This is a genomic window from Alloscardovia criceti DSM 17774, assembly GCF_000376885.1.
Classification (GTDB): Bacteria; Actinomycetota; Actinomycetes; order Actinomycetales; family Bifidobacteriaceae; genus Alloscardovia; species Alloscardovia criceti.
In genome coordinates, this window is sequence record NZ_AQXR01000009.1 from 220,739 (window position 1) to 239,671 (window position 18,933).

Genomic DNA, 18,933 nt, shown 5'->3' on the forward strand with positions numbered 1-18,933 from the left:
TAAAGATGGTACATCCTATTGCGGAAAAGCTTAAGGGTGGATTGGTGGTCAGCTGCCAAGCGTATCCAGGCGAACCACTGCGCCACCCAGAAACCATGGCTCAGATGGCACAGGCCGCCGTGTTGGGCGGAGCTATAGGCATCCGTTGCCAAGGATTGGCAGATATTAGCGCGATAAAAGGTCAGGTTGATGTGCCGGTAATCGGCATTTGGAAGGACGGACACGAAGGCGTGTTCATCACACCAACCTTGCGTCACGCCCGCTGCTGCATGGCTGCCGGCGCGGATATTATCGCCTTGGATGCGACGCGTCGTCCCCGTCCGGATGGCTTAACCTATGCACAAACCGTGGCCGCCCTGCACGATGAAGGTGCAGTCGTCATGGCGGACTGTGGAAGCTTCGACGATGCGCGCATGGCCGTGGATGCCGGTTCCGATATCATCTCTACGACTCTCAGTGGCTATACGGGCGAGCGCGAAAAGACGGATGGTCCTGATTTTGAGTTGCTGGGTCAGATGATTGAGGCTTTTCCGGATGTGCCGGTGCTGTGTGAGGGGCGTATTCATACGCCGGATCAGTTGGCTCAGGTGATGCAAATGGGTGCGTGGTGTGCTGTGGTGGGTACGGCTATTACGCATCCGACGACGATTACGTCGTGGTTTGCGCAGAAGATTTAGAGACTTCATTTTCTCTCCCTCCACTAAGGGGTGTGGTCATTCTTAGGAGTGACCACACCCCTGTTTTTTTGGGTGGGGGGGGGAAAAAATGAGCTGGATTAACGAGGTTCCTTTACAGATGCATTACGGGCGTGGCACCGGTCCGAAGTTGTGTGGATGATACGGATATTGCGGCTGCTGTGGCATGGCAGTAGGGAACGGTGAGTATGTCCCGGTTGGGTATGGATTGTAGCGCAGGGATGGGGTTTGCTGTGTCATTTGTGCCGGATACGCGAATTGTGCTTGTTGAGCGGCGAAGAAGGCGGCTTGTTGCTGTGCATACTGCGCCGATGCTTGTGCCGCGAGCCTTTGCTGTTGTTTCAGGTGCTTGCGTTGTGTGTATTTTTCTTGAGTGGTGTGTACAAAAGTCTTAAAGTGTCCCGCGAGGTCGATGCCTTCGGTGTCGAACCAATGCTTTTTTGCGGCGCCCCAGACGATGCAGGCGGCTATGATTAGTTGCACGCTGATATCGATAATTGCGCCTAGTAGCCCGACAGAGCTGTCTGTGCCTGCGCTGGCATCGTAGAGTCCGAAGGCTTGGAAAAACACGATGGTGACGTTATTGGCGATATGCATGCCGATGCCGGCTTCCAATCCGCCGGTGTACATCACCAGATAGCCGGTAATGAGTCCCAAGCTCAAAATGGTGGATAAGCCATACCAGTCATACAAGTGGAGGGATGTAAAAATGAGGGCTGGGATGATGGGGACAAGAATATGAGCGGCGCGGGGAATCCAGCGTCCCATGGTTTGGATGAGCAGGCCGCGGAAAATATACTCTTCGGTGGCGCATTGGATGGGAACGATGGTGATGGCAAAGAAAAGTGTCACCAGAGAAGGCATGTGAATGTTGTAGTGTGCGCCGGACAGAAGATCGACAACGGCGGAAACTGTGTTGAGTAGGGTAAATAAAATGCCGGCTGTGAGGGTGGATTTCACAATTGCACCCCAGCGTAAATGACCGAAAACGCTAGAAATTGAGCCAAAACTTTGATTTTTAAAAATCTTTACGGTCCACCACAGGGCGGGCAGCATGAGAGCAATGGAGCCGAACTGGACGAGCACAGAGGTGGGTCCCAGGTCGTCGGCGAGTGTGTTGGTATTAAATCCTAGGAATTGCACGTAGTCTTGGAAGCCCCATTCGCTGATAAGCGAGAGACCACCGAAGAAGAATACGCTTAGACTGAGCAGTGTGTAGAGGAGATACCACACGCCTATCGTGGCGAGGGGCTTCCACCAAGGATTGCGTGGAGTGTCGCGCAAAGTCGAAGCGTAGCCATGGCCTTTCCACCAGCCCTTCATACGTACCAATTCCCATGGCTTGGTGTACACGGTGCGTGGTGGTTCCGGTGTGCGAGGTGCCGTGTAGGACAGGGCAGGGAAGACTTTATGCGCGGGTTGCATCGTCGGAGTCACAGGCATTATCGCCGGCATAGGCGTCTGGCTGAGTTGTGGCGATGGGTAGGACGCGTAAGGGAAAACATAAGAATGGGCGTACCCGTATCCGGGTGCTCCTGCAGGGTTCTGCATCCTTGGAGAACCGCCTGCAAGAGAGGAATTGTACGTATATACATACGAGGAATTATTCGCTGACGTCATACTTCCTTATTTTACGCATGAATGGACAGGGCGTTAAGTAAAGCATTTCGCAATCGACGCAAATCCGCAAATTCCGCTACAATAAGCACTGTAGAAACATATCCGCACAGCATATACATACGAGGGAAACTCGTCCACGGCGATTATGTCGCTAGTTTTATATGTTGACAACTCTGCGGCGGAATAGGAGATAGTTATGACCGATAATGTCGGTGTAACTCACGATGCGACGCAGAGTAATTCTGCGGCGCCATCTGAGACACGCACGTTAAATCCTTTCGAGGGCTCAGATCCGTCGATTTCTGAAATTTCAACCGTGGAAACGGCAATGAATACCAGCATTGCGCACGGTTTGTCCACAGCGGAAGCGAAGGCACGTTTAGAGAAATTTGGGCCAAACGCGCTCGCTTCAAAGCCAAAAGACCCAGCATGGAAGCGTTTTTTGGCGCAATTCCAAGATCCGCTGGTATACCTGCTGCTGGCCGCTACGGTTATTTCCTTTGCAGCATGGGTGATTGAGCGCAATACCAATCCGGCAGGTGCAGAACCATTGCCATTCGACTGCATTGTAATTGTGCTTATCTTGATTGTGAATGCGGTCCTCGGCTTTATCCAAGAAAATCGTGCAGAGGCGGCGGTTGAGGCTTTGGCACAAATGGCAACGCCGCAAACCACTGTCTTGCGTGACGGCCGCGTCAGCACTATTGCTACCGCGGATGTAGTGCCGGGTGACGTGCTCATTTTGGGTGAAGGCGATACCGTATCCGCGGATGGCCGCCTTTTCGAAGCGGCCAGTCTGCGCATTGCAGAGGCGTCCTTAACGGGTGAATCCCTGCCTGTGGCAAAGAAGGTCGTCACCTTAGACACGATTAAGTCCTTGGGCGACCGCGTCAATATGGTGTTTAATGGCACCTCGATTACGCAGGGTACGGGTCGTGCCATCGTCACTTCCACGGGTATGAATACGCAGGTAGGTAAGATCGCCGACATGCTGTCTCAAACCACGGAAGAAGCCACGCCACTGGAAAAGGAAATGGACAATGTGTCCAGAATCTTGGGCATTGCTGTAGTAATTATTGCTGCCGTGGTGTTGGGTGCCTTGTGGCTGCTTGAAGGCTTCTCCACCATAGAAGATGTGATTGAATCCTTGCTGTTGGCCGTATCCTTGGCTGTGGCTGCGGTGCCGGAAGGTTTGGCTACGATTTTGACCGTGGTACTGGCTTTGGGTGTGCAGCGCATGGCAAAGCACAACGCCATCGTGAAAAAGCTCTCCTCTGTGGAGACGTTGGGTTCTGCTTCGGTGATTTGCTCGGATAAGACGGGTACTTTGACACGCAACGAGATGACCGTAGAAACTGTCATTACCCCAAGTGGTGAGGTCAAGCTGACGGGTACGGGTTACGATCCAAGCGGCCTGTTGCTTAATGTGGATGGAAGCGAAGTGAGTGCAGCGTCCACATTGCGCCCAGAAGTGGTGGCTGCTTTGGCTGCCGGTTCTATTGCCAACAATGCTGAGCTGCAGAAGCCAACGGATGCCAAGAGCTCCTGGGAGATTGTGGGAGATCCAACCGAGGCTTCTGTGCTGGTGGCGGCACGCAAGATTCGTGCAATGGATACGTATCAGGGCATCGAACGTGTGGCCGAAATTCCATTTACCTCCGAGCGCAAAATGCAAACTGTGATTGCGCGCGATAAGTCGGATGCTAATTCTTTGACAGCTTATGCGAAGGGTGCTCCAGATGTTTTGCTGGCTCACTGCGCCTTCATTGAGGTTAATGGCACTGTGCGTGCACTGACCGAAGAGGATCGTCAAGGCATTTTGAGCCAGGTGGAGCGTTTGTCTTCGCAGGCATACCGTACTTTAGGTCAGGCATATCGCCCATTCCATCAGTCACGTTTGGCGGATATCGAGGGCATTCAGACCAATGCTTCCGGTCAGATTGACGATATTTCCGAGCAGGATGAGGTTATCGAACGCGACTATATCTGGCTTGGCATGGTGGGTATTATTGATCCGCCTCGCACCGAAGTACGCGATTCCATTGCGGAAGCACACCGCGCAGGCATTCGCACCATTATGATTACTGGTGATCACCCGTTGACGGCGGCTCGCATTGCTTCGGATTTGGGCATTATCGATGAGGAGCTGGCAGAGCGCACGGGTCGTCGCGCCTTGACTGGCGACCAGCTGGACGCTTTGACGGATGAGGAATTCAAGCAAGCCGTTAACGAAGTGTCCGTGTACGCACGCGTGGCTCCAGAGCATAAGTTGCGTATCGTCAACGCTTTGCAAAAGCAGGGCAATATCGTGGCTATGACCGGTGACGGCGTCAATGATGCTCCAGCCGTGAAGTCCGCGGATATCGGCGTGGCTATGGGCATTACCGGTACAGAGGTGACCAAGCAGTCCGCAAAGATGATTTTGGCAGATGATAACTTCTCCACCATCGTGGCAGCTGTGCGCGAGGGTCGTGTGATTTTCGATAACATTCGTAAATTCTTGCGCTACCTGCTCAGCTCCAATGTGGGCGAGGTCTTTACCGTATTCTTCGGTGTGGTCTTAGCTGGATTCTTGGGTATCCAAGATCCAAATTCCACCGGTGTTACCGTGCCGCTTTTGGCTACGCAGCTCTTGTGGATTAACCTGCTCACCGATGCGGCGCCGGCATTGGCCATGGGTGTGGATGGTCAAACGGACGATGTGATGGGACGTGCGCCACGTAAGGTCAGCGACCGCGTGATCGACACGGCGATGTGGCTCAATATTGCCTTCATCGGCCTCGTCATGGCAGCGGTAACCTTGATCGGCATCGATCTCTACCTGCCAGGCGGTCTGTTTACGGATACCTCGGGAATCCGCGGCATTGTTTCTGATGCGGAGCCAATAGTGATGGCACGTACTATGGGCTTTACCATTTTGGTATTTGCTCAGCTCTTCAACGCACTGGCCTCCCGCTCAGCCACCCAGTCAGCCTTTAAGGATCTCTTCTCGAACGCATGGCTGTGGGGCGCAATCGCCCTGTCCATCGTGCTGCAGCTGGCAGTTATTTACATTCCAGTGCTCAACGAGGCCTTCGGCACCACACCTCTGCACGCGCATCAGTGGTTCGAAGCCATTGGTTTGGCGGCGGCCGTGCTTGTGCTGTCGGAAGTCTACAAGTTGGTCGTACGCTTAGTGACGAAGCACAAGTAAGCGTCCACAACCGGTAAGCTATGAAAGGCTCCCTGTGCAGTTCTTGCGCAGGGAGCCTTTCTCGTAGGGAATGTAACTATTGAATAATGGCTTCGATTATAGCCATTTCAATCTGATTTAGGGGTTCCTTAGCCTCAGGAATTGGCTGCAATGGATAATCATGCGTCATATTTTCACCAATATGCAACTTTGTGTGCACACCTGCCTCGGACAGCAGGGCTGCGAACTCTGTGGTATCCGGGTAGAAGATTTCATCGGTGCCCACCAACAACGTAACCTGAGAATTCTTGAGATCCTTCAGATTTCCGGTGATTGGGGAAATGCGATAATCGCTGTCATCCCAGCTACCCGCCCACTCATGGGCATCGATACGCAGAGCGTCCGCATTATTCATAGGATCCAGAGCCTTGTATTCTTCGATTTCGGGGTTATCCAAGCGCGTATCCAACCATGGGCAGATAGCCACAATGCCTTCCGGAGCCTGTATGCCCTTCTTCGCCCAGTCCAAAGCCAATCCCAACGCGAGCCCAGCGCCAGAACTATCGCCCATTACAATAACCTTCTGATGAGGATTAAGCGCGCGGAAATTCGTATATAGCGCGGTAATCTGACGGTAGGCATCCTGAGCCGTGCCATACGGCGCAGGATCGTAATCCGGCAGAAGCACATCCACACCGTACTGCTTGGTCATGTGCGAAATAAAGGCCACATGCAGTGGTGAAATCGAGCCCACATAACTGCCACCATGCACAAAGAGAATCGTGGTATTTGGTGCAATCGTATTGGAATAATCCTTTGGGCTGAAACGGTATGTGGTCATGCCGTAGGTGTCTGTTTCGGCATCGTTGCCATCGTCATACACCGTGGCAATGCCAGACTTCAACACCACACCCTGAAGACCCGCATCCTGACGTTCCGAGCCCTTGCGTGTATCCAGCCAAGCAATTTCTTGCTGCGCATTGCGCTGAGGATAGATTTCGAATGTCTTTTTCACCGCTAAGGACATGCCTGAACGCTGATGCTTGGTGCGTGCATATTTGTCAAAAGCCCATGCGGCGCCGACAGCGACGGCAGCACCTGCGACAAGCTTTCCAATCCATGATGAACGTGCCATATCTTTTCCTTTCGATAGAGATGGTTAAGACTGAGAAGGTGAAAGCCGAGGGCTACTCATTGGCTTATGTGCGTACAGCTTGGCGAGCTGAGCGTAGTACACCCATGCCACTAACGCCGTCCATGCAATGCCCAGCGACCATCCGCCCAGCACATCCGTAACCCAATGCTGAGCCACATAAACGCGGCTAATGCCAATAAGCACAGGCAAAATGACTGCAAAAATGCTAAAAGCACGTGCCCATTTGCGCTGCACCTCGGTTGTAGCCAGCGAGACTACGATAATGGCCAAAGTCAGCCATAGTACGGTGTTGTTCGCACTGTGGCCTGAAGGGAAAGACTGCTGATCTTCTACCGTGCCCAACCAGAAGGAGGCGTCGGGGCGCAAACGGCTCATGGCACGCTTAATAGCGGTGACGATAATCACGTCACCGGCCAGCGCACCAAAAAGAATCTTCACCTGCAGCCAGCGACGCTTAAAGGCCAAAATTCCCAAAGATACAGCGGCAAGAATCATCACAACCGTTGTACCGCCAAAACTAGTAATCACAGGGAAAATAGCATTGAAGAACGCATTACGATGAGCGACCACGCCCTCGGTTATGCTCAAATCCCATTGGGCAGTGGCTCCGGATGCTACCAAAGCGGTAATCAGCACAAAAATAACAGCAAAAATACCACCCACCTGAGCGCAAAGGCGCTGCGCAGATCTGAGTAACTGTGTGCGTGAGGTCGCGTGTGAATTAGTCATGAATGTCGAGTTCTCCTGAAACATCAGCCTTGTAGAAATTAATATACGAGCGGGAAGCCGTCGGTCCGCGCTGGCCCTGATAGTGCGAGCCATTGGGCGCGCTTCCATACGGATGCTCGGCAGAGCTGGACAGCTGGAAGAAGCACATTTGCCCAATCTTCATGCCCGGCCACAGTTTGACGGGTAGGGTGCTGACATTCGATAATTCCAACGTAATATGACCTTCAAAGCCCGGATCGATGAAGCCTGCAGTCGAATGCGTCAAAATGCCCAAACGGCCCAGCGAGCTCTTGCCTTCAAGGCGCGCAGCCACGGAATTTCCCAGCTTGACGTACTCATAAGTGGAGCCCAAGATAAACTCACCTGGATGCAAAATCCACGGTTGATCGGCTTCCACCTCCAGAAGCTCGGTTAAATCACCCTGATCCTCGGCAGGATCGACGTAGGTGTGCTTATGATTATTAAAAATTCTAAAAAATCTATCGAGGCGTACATCAATCGATGCCGGCTGCACCATTTCAGGCGTCCACGGGGTCAGAGAAATCTCCCCAGACGCGTGGGCCTGTACTATATCGCGATCACTTAAAAGCATAATTCAAGTGTACCCGCGAGCCATTGAAATTCGAGCCCAGAAAACGGTTTAGCACAGATGTATACAAAATTTTCTATTTTACGGCTTTCGAATTTTATATCACGAATATTCAGGCCATGCTCAGAGTACGTTCAGACGAGCAAAGGGGCACACGTACTCATCACACGTCTCAAAATTGTCAAGAAGAGCTGAATTTTATGGGATGATGAGGGTGTTTAGGTTTAGAGTAGAACTATGAAACATATACCCGTAGAGCCGGGAGGTCCCGCCACTGCTGTTGCAGGTCATTACGGCGATGAACTCCACGTAGAAGATGCCCTGTTTTCGCCTGGGCGAGGCATGAATAATCCTCGCAGGCCGCTGTTTATTTTGCTCCATGGCTGGGGATCTAATGAGGACGATATCGCGCAGTTCTTCTCGGGCTATGTATCGCCCCATAGCGACTACGTATCCTTGCGTGCGCCGCTCACCTTGCTCGATCCGAACGATATGGGTGATTTCATGGATGAGGATGCTGCGGGGCTGGCGGCTAAGACGCGAGGCGCGTTTACCTGGTTCCACGAGGCGGTGCCGCAGGGTGAAGATCGCGATCGTGATATGTATGCTGCGGCGGTGGCCATTGATCAGTGGGTGGAGGATTTTATCCCGGATGAGCGGGAGGTTATCCCGTGCGGATTTTCGCAGGGTGGTGCGTTGGCAGTGCATCTTATGCGCATCAATCCGCAGCGATACAAGGCGGCGGCCTGTTTATCCGGATTTTTAGCGCCTGGACTGGTGGAGGGCACGCACAATGCGGATATGGAATTACAGCTGAAGTCACCGTCCATTTTTTATGGATATGGCTTGCGCGATGATGTGATTCCACGTTTTGAGTCCAATACCATGGCCGCATTTTTGGAGGAGAATTCCTTCTTGAAGATGTGCGAGTACAAGCAGCTGGATCATGCGGTGAGTTTGGACGAGTGTAACGATTTGCGTCAATGGCTTATGGACATCGGCGCCTCTAGTGGGGTCATGTAAAATTACGAATATGATAGGAATCTTGATTTGGCTTGTGGTCATTTGCGCTTTGGTGTACTTTATCGTGCGCTGGGCGCAGGGTGAGGCTGTGATCAATAATCAAGCCAGCGGATTGAGCTCGGTAGAGCGTGACGATGCTGAACCGCTCAATGACGGGAAACCTGCACCGCGTATGGCGGGCACGCCTATGTCATACCCTCCTCAAGAGGGCGTGCGCGAGCTGGCTGCACAGTTGCGCAAGGAAGCCCGAGCAAAGGAAGCGGGCATAGGGCCCGCAGAGCGCGCGGAGGATGTGGTCGATTCAGCAAATCAGGCGGCGCAGGCAGAGCAGAGCTCCACGTCAGCAGACGGCACAGCCTCAGAAAATGAGCCGGAAGCTAAGGTTTACATTGGAGAGCATTCTTCGGTTGTCTCCGTTCATCTCCAGTAACGCAGCTGTGCAGGAATTTAACAATTACGAGGTTCAAGTAGGTCAGAAGTATGGATATTCATGTGATGTGGGCGATTATAGCTATCGTCGCCGTAGTTATAGGTGTGGCGCTGATTGTGTGGGCTATGGCGCGCAGGAAGAAGGCCGGCTCTGCGACTGAGCAGGGGCAGGTGCAGAGCCCAGAAGCTCCAGCACGTGCAGCAAGCGCACCGGAAATACAGACAGAGTCGGCAGTCAGCTCGACGGTGCCAGTAGCAGAGCAAACAGCAGCGTCACAGGAAGAGCTCGAGGAAGAGGAAGTAGTCTCTGAACCCGCCATTCAAGTGCCCGAAAGCGGCAACTCGCGCATGCAAAGGCTACGCTCTCGACTGGCCAACTCTGCAAATCCGTTTGGCAAGGCCCTTTTCGCCATTCTTACGCGCGATAATCTCACCGAAGCGGACTGGGAAGAGGTGGAAGATACTCTACTCCTCGCCGATGTGGGGGCTGAAACTTCCGCCCAGATAGTCGAGCGGCTGCGCAAGGATGCGCGCATCCAGGATGCGCAAAACTCGGTCGCCATCCGTGAAATGCTACGCGCCCAGCTCCTCCAGGCTGTGCAAACCGACAAGGACGGTCACACCTTCAATCGCGAGCTTGAGCTCTATCGTGAGCCGGATGCCTCTGATACGCATGTCATCATGATGGTGGGTGTGAACGGCTCCGGCAAGACCACCACCACGGGTAAGTTGTCGCGCTTGCTCATCGCGGAGGGTGTGGAAAAAATCGTGCTCGGAGCTGCCGATACCTTCCGTGCAGCCGCTGCCGAGCAGTTGCAAACCTGGGGAGATACCGTGGGCGTGCCCGTGGTGCGCAGCGATAAAGAGGGTACAGATCCGGCTTCTGTCGGCTTTGAGGCGGCCCAGAAGGCCAAAGAAGATCACGCTCAGGTGCTTATCGTGGATACGGCAGGACGCTTGCAAAATAAGTCCAATCTGATGGATGAGCTGGGCAAAATTCGCCGTGTCATCGAAAAAACCTTGCCGGTAGGCGAGGTCCTGCTCGTGCTCGATGCTACCATCGGTCAAAACGGTATGGCGCAGGCAAAGGTTTTCGCCGAAGTCATTGGCATTACCGGTCTTGTGCTCACGAAGCTGGATGGTTCTGCTAAGGGTGGCGTGGTCATTTCCGTCCAACGCGAGCTGGGGGTGCCGGTGAAATTCGTAGGGCTGGGCGAAGGCGCGGATGATTTGACGCGCTTCGATGCAGAAAGCTTCGTAGACGGTATCTTGGGCTAAGGAGCGACTGCGTCTGTGCATTTCGTCACACATCGCTGTTCCTTTTCCCACGGTGTGAGATAGCAAAAGGTACAAGAATGCACAGGCATTAATCTGCCAGAAACATCGGGAAAACTGCGCAACATCGTAGGAATTGCGCGCCTTGACCTCCGTAATGTGAAAAAATTCGAAACAATTTCGACACAAAATCGCACTGAATTTAACTCAATGGTTATCTTCAGTGCGATTTTTATTAATGGACGCGGTCTTATATGAGGGGTATCGCATACAGCGAGAAAAAGGAGGGAAAAATGAATTCTGGCGATACTGCTTGGATGCTCATAGCGAGTGGACTGGTGTTTCTGATGACCCCAGCTGTGGCATTTTTCTATGGTGGAATGGTGCGTGCAAAGGCCATTTTGCACATGATGATGCTCAGCGTGGGGGCCATAGCCGTGGTGGGCATAGCTTGGGCCGTGTGTGGATGGTCCATTGCGTATGGAGGGCAATCCGTGGGCGGAATTTTCGGAAATCCCTGGACAGGGGATTTCTTCCATGGCGTTATTTCGCTGAATAACGGCGTGTATACGGCTACGGGCGGCTCGGCATCAGGCGATTATCCGATAACCGTGGACGCGCTTTTCCAAATGACTTTCGCCATCATTACGGTGGCACTCATTACCGGCTCGCTCGCCGAACGTGTGAAGTTTAGTACGTGGCTGGTGTTCGCTTTTGTGTGGACGATTGTAGATTATGCACCACTTGCGCACATGGTATGGAACCACGGATTGCTCAGCGCAGATGGTGCCATTTCGCAGCTCTTGGGCGTGCAGGCTCACGATTTTGCAGGCGGCACCGTGGTACATATCAATGCGGCCGTTGCAGCTCTCGTGCTCGCGCTCCTCATCGGCCGGCGTAAGGGCTTCGGCACAGTACCCTTCAAACCGCACAACGTACCGTTTGTCCTTTTGGGTGCTTTTCTCCTTTGGATTGGCTGGTTCGGATTTAACGGCGGATCGGCTTTTGCAGCCAATGGCACGGCTGCATACGCCATTATCTCCACCACGCTGTGCGCATGCGCGGCTACGCTGGGATGGCTGCTCGTAGAGAAACTGCGCACCGGTCATGCCACGCCCGTGGGTGCCGCCTCAGGCATGGTCGCTGGCTTGGTAGGCATTACGCCATCCGCCGATGTGGTAGCACCATGGTGGGCGCTCGTCATTGGATTCATCGTAGGCGCCGTGTGCTGCGTGGCCATTAGCGCAAAATTCAAACTGGGCATCGATGACTCCCTTGACGTGGTCGGCGTCCATGGTGTGGGCGGCGTTATTGGCACGGTCTGTGTGGGACTTTTTGCTGCATCAGGCGGACTGGTCACCACCGGCGATATCCGACTGACCCTTGTGCAAATTCTCATCGCCCTGATAACCATCGCTTTTTCCGGCGTTGTGACCTTCGCCCTCGCCTTCGTACTCGAAAAAACAATGGGCTGGCGCGTAGGCACCTACACGGAAATCACCGGAATTGATATCGTCCAGCATGGGGAGCGCTCCTACGACTTTTCTGACACTTCCCTGTCTCTGAGAAGGAGGTCATAATGAAACTCATTACAGCCATTTTGCAACCCGAAAAACTCGATGACGTCGTCGATGCGCTTTGTAGCATAGGTGTGCATGGTTTAACCATTAGTGAAGCGCACGGTTATGGTCGCCAGCGCGGGCATACAGAGGTTTTCCGCGGTACGGAAATTGACGTGGACATTTTGCCCAAAGTGCGTTTTGAAATAGTGACAACCGATGCACAAGCGGATACCGTGGTGCGCACGATTTGTGAGACTGCGCGTACAAACAACATTGGCGATGGCAAGGTCTGGGTCGTGCCGGTGGAGTCCGTTACACGCGTGCGCACCGGCGAAACAGATGGAGCGGCTCTGTAAAAATTTTGGGTAAAAAACCAAAGCAAAATCCGCGATAAGCCTGCAATTTCAAGGTTGGGCGTGTGCAGACGGCTGTAAATATTTCATGATTTTTCGAGCAAATTGAGCGAAAAATTGGATTTGACAGAAATTTAACAATTCTCTGGCGATGTTCTGTCATTGATTTTCTACGGTATGAAGTGTTGAAAAAACACCAAAGAAAGTCGAATTATGAATCGTGAAAATCTCATGAGTCGTTTGGCTCGCCCAGCTGTAATTGCTGCGAGCATCGTTGCATTGTCAACTCTTGCACTGGCTGGATGCGGATCTTCTTCCTCCAGCAGCTCCACTTCTTCCACTTCTGACGATGCAGCAATCTCTGTTGTTTCTCGTGAAGAGGGCTCCGGTACTCGCGGCGCCTTCGTTGAATTGACTGGCGTCGAAGAAAACAAAGAAGACAAGACTATCTCTACTGCAGTAGTTGCAAACTCCACTTCTGTAGTTGCTACCACCGTTGCTGGCGATGCTAATGCAATCGGTTATATTTCCTTGGGTTCCCTGGATGACACCGTAAAGGCTGTAAACGTAGACGGCGTAAAGCCAAGCGAAGAAACAGTTTCTGACGGTACATACAAGGTTTCCCGTCCATTTAACATCGTAAAGCCAACCACGCTCAGCGAAGGTGGTAAGGACTTCCTCGCCTTCATCATGAGCCCAGATGGACAGAAGGTTGTTCAGGACAACGGCTACGTACAGGTAACCGAAGGTGTTGCGGATTACACCGCTTCTGGTTTCTCCGGTACCATCACCGTTTCTGGTTCTTCCTCCGTCACCCCAGTGATGGAAAAGCTTGCTGAAGCTTACAAGCAGAAGAATCCAGATGCAAACGTAGAAGTACAGCAGTCTGACTCCTCTACAGGTGTACAGAACGCTATCAACAACGTTTCTGACTTAGGCATGGCTTCCCGTGACCTCAAGGATTCTGAGAAGAGCTCCGGTGTTGAATCCGTAGCAATCGCTCGCGATGGTATTGCTATCATCGTCAACAAGGGCAACTCCATTACCAACTTGACTTTGGATCAGATCAAGCAGATTTACACGGGTGACATCACCAAGTGGTCTGAGGTGAAGTAATACATGGCATCACTCACGAGTTCTGAAACGCAAATTTTGCAGATGAACTCAGCCGAACGCGACGTGAAGAGAATGAACATTCCTTCACGCCGCGTTCAGCGTGCATGGCAGAATGTAGCATCCGTAGTCTTCGGTTTGTGCGCTGCAATGTCCGTGTTCGCTTTGCTGCTCATCTGCTTCTTCCTATTCGCAAACGGTATCCCAGCCCTGAACGAAATCGGCTGGTGGCACTTCCTTTCTTCTGCTACCTGGAAGCCATCTTCCGGTGAATTTGGTATTGCAGCCTTTATCGCAGGCACGTTTGTTACCACTTTGGGTGCATTGGTTGTAGCTGTTCCTGTTAGCGTGTTGACGGCTATTTTCATTTCTTCCTTCGCTTCTCCACGCATCCGTGGCATGTTCATTCCTTTGATCGAGCTTTTGGCAGAAATTCCTTCCGTTGTATACGGTTTCTTCGGTTTGATTTTGTTAGTGCCTTTTATCCGAACTACCTTCGGTGTACAGGGTATGAGCATCTTGGCAGCCGTTATCGTGCTGGCCATCATGATTGCTCCAACCATCATTTCCACCTCTATTTCCGCACTCGATGCGGTGCCACACGCTTATCGTGAAGGTGCTATTGCGTTGGGTGCTACAAAGGAGCGCGCAGAGTTTACAGCAGTTCTTCCTGCTGCAAAGTCGGGTGTGATTTCCGGAATTATCTTGGGTATGGGTCGTGCATTGGGCGAAACAATGGCCGTTATCATGGTTATCGGTAACCAGCCATTGATGCCAGATTCGCTGCTCCATGGCGCACGAACAATGACCACCAACGTTGTGCTCGAAATGGGTTACGCTGCTGATTTGCACCGCGGTGCATTGCTCGGTACAGCTGTGATTTTGTTCATTATTGAACTGATCGTGAACCTCATTTTGGCTGGCATCAGAAAGAAACTGTAATGAAACCACGTCGACACATTGGTTCGCGCATCCTGCGCATTGCACTTTATGTGGCAAGCTTGTCCGTTGTAGCTGCTTTGGCTTATCTGCTGTTCTTCGTCATTACCAACGGCATCAGCCACTTTGATCCAAAGTTCTTTGAGTGGACTTACAACTCTGATAACTCCTCGGTGGTCCCAAGTATCATCGGCACAATCTTGATTATTATCGGAACGTTGATTGTGTCTGTGCCTTTGGGCGTGGGCGCGGCTATCTTCTTGACCGAATACTCTCACCGTCGTAGCTGGTTTGTGCGCATTATCCGCGTGACAGCAGAAACCTTGGCGGGTATTCCTTCCATCGTGTACGGTCTGTTCGGCATGCTCTTCTTCGTCACTTGGCTGCACTGGGGTATGTCCTACCTCGCAGGCTGCTTGTGCTTAGCCATTATGGTGCTGCCAACCGTCATGCGTACGAGTGAAGAAGCTATTCTCGCCGTGCCAGATTCTTACCGTGAGGCCAGCCTGTCTCTGGGCGCTACCCGTCTGCACATGGTGCTGACCGTCGTATTGCCAGCAGCGCGCGAAGGCATTATCTCCGGTATCGTGCTCGGCATCGGCCGTATTATGGGTGAATCCGCTGCACTGCTCTTTACGGCAGGCACCGTAGCACAGATTCCAAACTCCTTCTTCTCGTCCACACGAAGCCTCGCCGTACACATGTATGTACTGTCCACAGAAGGCTTGCACATGGATGCCGCCTATGTATCCGCATTCGTGCTGGTCATTTTCGCATTGCTGATTAACAGCTCAGTTGCTCTTTTAAGGAAAAAGGCATGAAATACGAAGTAAAAAATTTGTCCGTCAGCTACGATGGCAAGGAAGCTTTGAAAAATATCAATATGGATATTCCAGAGCGTTCCATCACCGCTTTTATTGGACCATCTGGTTGCGGTAAGTCCACCTTCCTGCGTTCCCTCAACCGTATGAATGACTTGGTGGAAGGCGCAGAAACGAAGGGCAGCATCCGCCTCGACGGTCAGGAAATCCTGTCTCGCGACATCGACCCAACGGCCTTGCGTGCGCGCGTCGGCATGGTATTCCAGAAGGCAAACCCATTCCCTATGAGCATTTACGACAATGTCGCTTATGGCTTGAAGGTTGCCGGCATGCGCAAGCGCTCTGAAATTACTCAGCGCGTGGAGCAGGCATTGGACGAGGCTGCTTTGCTGGACGAAGTTAAGGATCGCTTGGGTGAGTCCGCATTGGGACTTTCCGGTGGTCAGCAGCAGCGTTTGTGCATTGCACGTGCGCTGGCCGTGCGCCCGGATGTACTGCTGATGGACGAGTCCACCTCGGCTTTGGATCCATTGTCCACATCCCGCATCGAGGATTTGGCTACGGAATTAAAGAAGAAGTACACCGTTATCATGGTGACCCACAATATGCAGCAGGCTATGCGTATCTCCGATCAGTGCGCATTCTTCCTCATGGGTGACCTCGTAGAATACGGCCTGACCGATCAGATCTTCAACTCCCCTCACGATCCACGCACCGAAGGCTACATTACAGGCCGATTTGGCTAAAAGTGTGCGCAATCGCACTGATGTCGGTTAAACTATAGAAGTAATTGAAATCAGTGGTCGATTCAGTGGAAGATTATGATTTATTATCTTGAAGATGACGAGCAAATTCGGGAGATGACTCTATACACCCTCAACAAAACAGGTTTTGAGGCTGTGGGCTGTAGTACAGCAAGTCAATTAGACGAGCTTCTCAGCAAAGAAATTCCGGATTTGCTTCTTCTCGATGAAATGCTTCCCGATGCCGATGGTTTGCAAGTACTTGCAAAGCTACGCAACAATCCTAAAACCGCCTCACTTCCCGTTATCATCATTACAGCGCGTTCTACGGAATTCGATGCTGTAACAGGACTGGATGCTGGGGCGGATGATTTTATCCCTAAGCCTTTTGGCATGATGGAATTAGTATCCCGCATTCATGCGCTATTGCGCCGTTCTCAGCGCAATAATACGAATGAAGATTTGCTCACCGCAGGCGGTATTTCCTTAGATTCTCAGGCGCGCCAAGTCAGCGTGAATGGACAGGTGCTCGACTTAACGCGTAAAGAATTCGACGTATTGGAATTGCTCCTCAATCATCGGGGCATTGTGCTGACACGTGAGCAACTCTTTGAACAAGTGTGGGGGTTTGTGGATGCACAGTCGCGCACTGTGGATACACATATCCAAACACTACGCCACAAAATTGATGCCATCGATCCTCAAGCAGACTTGATAGAAACCGTGCGAGGTGTGGGCTACAGATTCGCCCGAGAAGGCAAATAATAACACAATAAAGGCAAGAATTCATGAATCCAGCTCCTCAATCGATTCGCCGCCGTCTCGTCATTCGCATTGGAATGCTGGTAACGGCGGTTTTGATTATTTCAGGCATGATTTTTGCCGCCGTCTCGTACCATTTGCTCTCTAGTGAAACAAATCGGACGCTGCGCAAGGCCACAGCCGCGCTTGCAGCCGTTTTTGATGCACAAGATCGCACACAGAGCATGAGTCGCTATGATATTGAACAGATTGTCAATCAGCAGGTGGTGGCGCAGAGCATACAGTTGCGCATTACTTATGTGCTGGCGGATGGTCAGGTGCGCTACGACAATGTAGAAGATCCGGCCCTCATGGCAAATCACAGCCAGCGCCCAGAAATTCAGCAAGCACAAGAAACGGGCGTGGGTCAGTCCACCCGCTACTCCTCGACTCTGAGGCAGGAAAGTCGTTACTACGCTATGAAGCTGGCCAATGGGGATACGCTACGCCTGTCCCGCAGCCAGCAGTCCTTGCTCGGTGTGATGTTCCAAGCTCTGCCAGCATTGACGCTGCTGATTATTATCCTAGCGGTGATTTCCTGGCTGATTGGTAGTGCTATTGCCCGGTCGGTGACCTCCTCTATCGGCAGCATCGATTTGGACGACCCGTTATCTCATCCGGTGGAAACCGAGCTGGAGCCGCTGACGCACCGTTTGGCCACGCAGCAGGAGCAAATTGCCTTGCAGCAGCAGGAGCGACAGGAATTTACCGCCAACGCATCTCACGAGCTGAAAACACCGCTGACGGTGATTTCAGGGTCGGCCGAACTCATTTCCTCGGGACTGGCCGAGCCGGAGGATATTCCGCGATTCGCTCAGCAAATAACCCAGCAAGTGGCGACTATGCGCGTCATTATCAACGATATGCTGACTCTCTCACGCTACGATGAGAAGCAAGTTATGCACAGTACAGAGGTGGACATCGCCGATATCGTGCGCGGTGTTACCGCGAACTTGCAAAGCGCAGCTCGCGCCAAGCAGATTCGACTCCTCAGCACGACACAAAAGGCTCTGGTCACGGGTGATCCCGCTATGCTGACGTATTTAGTGCGTAACCTCGTGGATAATGCCATACGCTACAACCGCGAAGGCGGCGTCGTCTCCGTAGAAGCTTACTCTCAAGGCTCTTACACCATTTTGCGCGTCGTGGATACGGGTAAGGGCATTCCGCGTGACCAGCGTGAGAATATCTTCAAACGCTTCTATCGCATCGATTCTTCCTCTGAAGCGCCATCGGGATCAGGTCTGGGCCTTGCCATCGTAAGACACGTGGTCCAAGCGCATAAGGGCACAATCAGCGTAGAAGATAACAAACCAATGGGTACCGTCTTTACCGTGCGTCTTTCTGCGCGTCAGCAGTCAACGCCCTTCGACCTAGACAATGTGGAGCAAAAGTCGTAAGCGAGACTAATCGACATCGATGAGATTGCTGCGATATTTTTCCTTGCCCTCCAGGACTTTGCGGAAGAAATCTTGCTTGTAGTCGATGAAAGCGATGCTGGCTTGAATACGATCCTTCTGGCGTACAAGCTCAGCACGCTTGTGGGCGAGAATCTGCTGGCGTTCGGGGATGGATGATTCACCAGCTAAGCAGAGATTTAAGTATGCGCGCATTTCGTCGATGCCCATACCGCAGTCGCGCACACAGATAAGGCTTTGAATCCATGCAATGTCCCGATCGTCAAAGATGCGGCGATTGCGCTCATCGCGTTTAACGTGGGGGACAAGCCCAATTTTGCAGTAGTACTTCAAGGTTTCATAGCTCAAATCGACGATTGCACAGGTTTCTTTCATCGTGTAGCTCGCCATAATTCCCTCCCCTTTTCGAAGCTTTTGCTCAGAGGCAAATTCCCTCTTCACATTTGACCGGTATCTACTACCGGATTGTAGCGTGTGAAGCACTACAGACACAGA

Annotated in this window: 18 protein-coding genes; 13 read left to right on the forward strand and 5 right to left on the reverse strand. The window is 52.3% G+C overall.

All coding sequences use genetic code 11. The features are described from left to right. Positions 1-5: 5 nt before the first annotated feature. Complete coding sequence (locus tag D570_RS0102925; protein WP_018142906.1) at positions 6-677, forward strand: N-acetylmannosamine-6-phosphate 2-epimerase; 672 nt, start codon at positions 6-8, stop codon at positions 675-677. A 123-nt stretch (positions 678-800) separates the two neighbouring features. Here D570_RS0102925 and D570_RS0102930 read toward each other — a convergent pair whose 3' ends face one another. After that, positions 801-2,315: a CPBP family intramembrane glutamic endopeptidase gene (locus tag D570_RS0102930; RefSeq protein WP_018142907.1), complete on the reverse strand. Its 1,515-nt coding sequence runs from the start codon at positions 2,313-2,315 to the stop codon at positions 801-803. Between the two features lie 196 nt (positions 2,316-2,511). Here D570_RS0102930 and D570_RS0102935 point away from each other — a divergent pair, with 196 nt between their 5' ends. Then, entirely contained in the window at positions 2,512-5,508 is a 2,997-nt protein-coding gene (locus D570_RS0102935) for a cation-translocating P-type ATPase (RefSeq protein WP_018142908.1), read from the forward strand. Between the two features lie 76 nt (positions 5,509-5,584). On the opposite strand, the gene D570_RS08330 is transcribed toward D570_RS0102935, so the two are convergent. The 3 genes from D570_RS08330 to dcd are packed head-to-tail and all read right to left on the reverse strand — an operon-like array spanning position 5,585 to position 7,964. Continuing rightward, a complete protein-coding gene (locus tag D570_RS08330) occupies positions 5,585-6,622 on the reverse strand; it encodes an alpha/beta hydrolase fold domain-containing protein (protein ID WP_018142909.1) in 1,038 nt (345 codons plus the stop codon). Between the two features lie 24 nt (positions 6,623-6,646). Next, a complete protein-coding gene (locus D570_RS09035) occupies positions 6,647-7,372 on the reverse strand; it encodes a phosphatase PAP2 family protein (protein ID WP_018142910.1) in 726 nt (241 codons plus the stop codon). Beyond that, on the reverse strand, positions 7,365-7,964 hold the full coding sequence (dcd, locus tag D570_RS0102950) for a dCTP deaminase (RefSeq protein ID WP_026181815.1): 600 nt from the start codon (positions 7,962-7,964) through the stop codon (positions 7,365-7,367). The genes D570_RS09035 and dcd overlap by 8 nt, the downstream gene beginning before the upstream one ends. A 234-nt stretch (positions 7,965-8,198) precedes the next feature. Between dcd and D570_RS0102955 the strand changes: the two genes are divergently transcribed. The 11 genes from D570_RS0102955 (at position 8,199) to D570_RS0103005 (ending at position 18,420) form a co-directional block, all read left to right on the forward strand. Next, positions 8,199-8,984 (forward strand): alpha/beta hydrolase, encoded by a 786-nt coding sequence (locus D570_RS0102955; RefSeq protein WP_018142912.1) that lies wholly within the window; start codon positions 8,199-8,201, stop codon positions 8,982-8,984. A 10-nt stretch (positions 8,985-8,994) separates the two neighbouring features. After that, positions 8,995-9,414, forward strand: coding sequence for a hypothetical protein (locus tag D570_RS0102960; protein WP_156812214.1), 420 nt, complete (start codon positions 8,995-8,997; stop codon positions 9,412-9,414). 50 nt (positions 9,415-9,464) lie between these two features. Further along, on the forward strand, positions 9,465-10,691 hold the full coding sequence (gene ftsY / locus D570_RS0102965; RefSeq protein ID WP_018142914.1) for a signal recognition particle-docking protein FtsY: 1,227 nt from the start codon (positions 9,465-9,467) through the stop codon (positions 10,689-10,691). Between the two features lie 290 nt (positions 10,692-10,981). Continuing rightward, the gene (locus tag D570_RS0102970) at positions 10,982-12,268 is read left to right on the forward strand and encodes an ammonium transporter (protein ID WP_018142915.1); all 1,287 of its coding nucleotides are present in this window, start codon (positions 10,982-10,984) and stop codon (positions 12,266-12,268) included. Then, the gene (locus D570_RS0102975) at positions 12,268-12,606 is read left to right on the forward strand and encodes a P-II family nitrogen regulator (RefSeq protein WP_018142916.1); all 339 of its coding nucleotides are present in this window, start codon (positions 12,268-12,270) and stop codon (positions 12,604-12,606) included. The genes D570_RS0102970 and D570_RS0102975 overlap by 1 nt, the downstream gene beginning before the upstream one ends. 210 nt (positions 12,607-12,816) lie before the next feature. Then, on the forward strand, positions 12,817-13,719 hold the full coding sequence (locus tag D570_RS0102980) for a substrate-binding domain-containing protein (protein WP_018142917.1): 903 nt from the start codon (positions 12,817-12,819) through the stop codon (positions 13,717-13,719). Between the two features lie 3 nt (positions 13,720-13,722). Next, complete coding sequence (gene pstC, locus D570_RS0102985; protein WP_018142918.1) at positions 13,723-14,658, forward strand: phosphate ABC transporter permease subunit PstC; 936 nt, start codon at positions 13,723-13,725, stop codon at positions 14,656-14,658. Further along, on the forward strand, positions 14,658-15,476 hold the full coding sequence (gene pstA, locus D570_RS0102990; protein WP_018142919.1) for a phosphate ABC transporter permease PstA: 819 nt from the start codon (positions 14,658-14,660) through the stop codon (positions 15,474-15,476). Before pstC ends, pstA begins: the two co-directional genes overlap by 1 nt. Continuing rightward, entirely contained in the window at positions 15,473-16,222 is a 750-nt protein-coding gene (gene pstB / locus D570_RS0102995) for a phosphate ABC transporter ATP-binding protein PstB (protein ID WP_018142920.1), read from the forward strand. The genes pstA and pstB overlap by 4 nt, the downstream gene beginning before the upstream one ends. Positions 16,223-16,297: 75 nt before the next feature. Further along, complete coding sequence (locus D570_RS0103000) at positions 16,298-16,984, forward strand: response regulator transcription factor (protein WP_018142921.1); 687 nt, start codon at positions 16,298-16,300, stop codon at positions 16,982-16,984. Between the two features lie 23 nt (positions 16,985-17,007). Next, positions 17,008-18,420, forward strand: coding sequence for a sensor histidine kinase (locus D570_RS0103005; protein ID WP_018142922.1), 1,413 nt, complete (start codon positions 17,008-17,010; stop codon positions 18,418-18,420). A 6-nt stretch (positions 18,421-18,426) separates the two neighbouring features. On the opposite strand, the gene D570_RS0103010 is transcribed toward D570_RS0103005, so the two are convergent. Continuing rightward, positions 18,427-18,828 carry a MerR family transcriptional regulator gene (locus D570_RS0103010; RefSeq protein ID WP_018142923.1) on the reverse strand — a complete coding sequence of 134 codons (402 nt, stop codon included), beginning with the start codon at positions 18,826-18,828 and terminating at the stop codon, positions 18,427-18,429. Positions 18,829-18,933: the final 105 nt, after the last annotated feature.

What these genes read in the sequence shown, in the direction of transcription:
- D570_RS0102925 (WP_018142906.1), top strand. Translation starts at nt 6, where the DNA reads ATGGTACATCCTATTGCGGAAAAGCTTAAGGGTGGATTGGTGGTCAGC.
- D570_RS0102930 (WP_018142907.1), bottom strand. Translation starts at nt 2,315, where the DNA reads ATGACGTCAGCGAATAATTCCTCGTATGTATATACGTACAATTCCTCT.
- D570_RS0102935 (WP_018142908.1), top strand. Translation starts at nt 2,512, where the DNA reads ATGACCGATAATGTCGGTGTAACTCACGATGCGACGCAGAGTAATTCT.
- D570_RS08330 (WP_018142909.1), bottom strand. Translation starts at nt 6,622, where the DNA reads ATGGCACGTTCATCATGGATTGGAAAGCTTGTCGCAGGTGCTGCCGTC.
- D570_RS09035 (WP_018142910.1), bottom strand. Translation starts at nt 7,372, where the DNA reads ATGACTAATTCACACGCGACCTCACGCACACAGTTACTCAGATCTGCG.
- dcd (WP_026181815.1), bottom strand. Translation starts at nt 7,964, where the DNA reads ATGCTTTTAAGTGATCGCGATATAGTACAGGCCCACGCGTCTGGGGAG.
- D570_RS0102955 (WP_018142912.1), top strand. Translation starts at nt 8,199, where the DNA reads ATGAAACATATACCCGTAGAGCCGGGAGGTCCCGCCACTGCTGTTGCA.
- D570_RS0102960 (WP_156812214.1), top strand. Translation starts at nt 8,995, where the DNA reads ATGATAGGAATCTTGATTTGGCTTGTGGTCATTTGCGCTTTGGTGTAC.
- ftsY (WP_018142914.1), top strand. Translation starts at nt 9,465, where the DNA reads ATGGATATTCATGTGATGTGGGCGATTATAGCTATCGTCGCCGTAGTT.
- D570_RS0102970 (WP_018142915.1), top strand. Translation starts at nt 10,982, where the DNA reads ATGAATTCTGGCGATACTGCTTGGATGCTCATAGCGAGTGGACTGGTG.
- D570_RS0102975 (WP_018142916.1), top strand. Translation starts at nt 12,268, where the DNA reads ATGAAACTCATTACAGCCATTTTGCAACCCGAAAAACTCGATGACGTC.
- D570_RS0102980 (WP_018142917.1), top strand. Translation starts at nt 12,817, where the DNA reads ATGAATCGTGAAAATCTCATGAGTCGTTTGGCTCGCCCAGCTGTAATT.
- pstC (WP_018142918.1), top strand. Translation starts at nt 13,723, where the DNA reads ATGGCATCACTCACGAGTTCTGAAACGCAAATTTTGCAGATGAACTCA.
- pstA (WP_018142919.1), top strand. Translation starts at nt 14,658, where the DNA reads ATGAAACCACGTCGACACATTGGTTCGCGCATCCTGCGCATTGCACTT.
- pstB (WP_018142920.1), top strand. Translation starts at nt 15,473, where the DNA reads ATGAAATACGAAGTAAAAAATTTGTCCGTCAGCTACGATGGCAAGGAA.
- D570_RS0103000 (WP_018142921.1), top strand. Translation starts at nt 16,298, where the DNA reads ATGATTTATTATCTTGAAGATGACGAGCAAATTCGGGAGATGACTCTA.
- D570_RS0103005 (WP_018142922.1), top strand. Translation starts at nt 17,008, where the DNA reads ATGAATCCAGCTCCTCAATCGATTCGCCGCCGTCTCGTCATTCGCATT.
- D570_RS0103010 (WP_018142923.1), bottom strand. Translation starts at nt 18,828, where the DNA reads ATGGCGAGCTACACGATGAAAGAAACCTGTGCAATCGTCGATTTGAGC.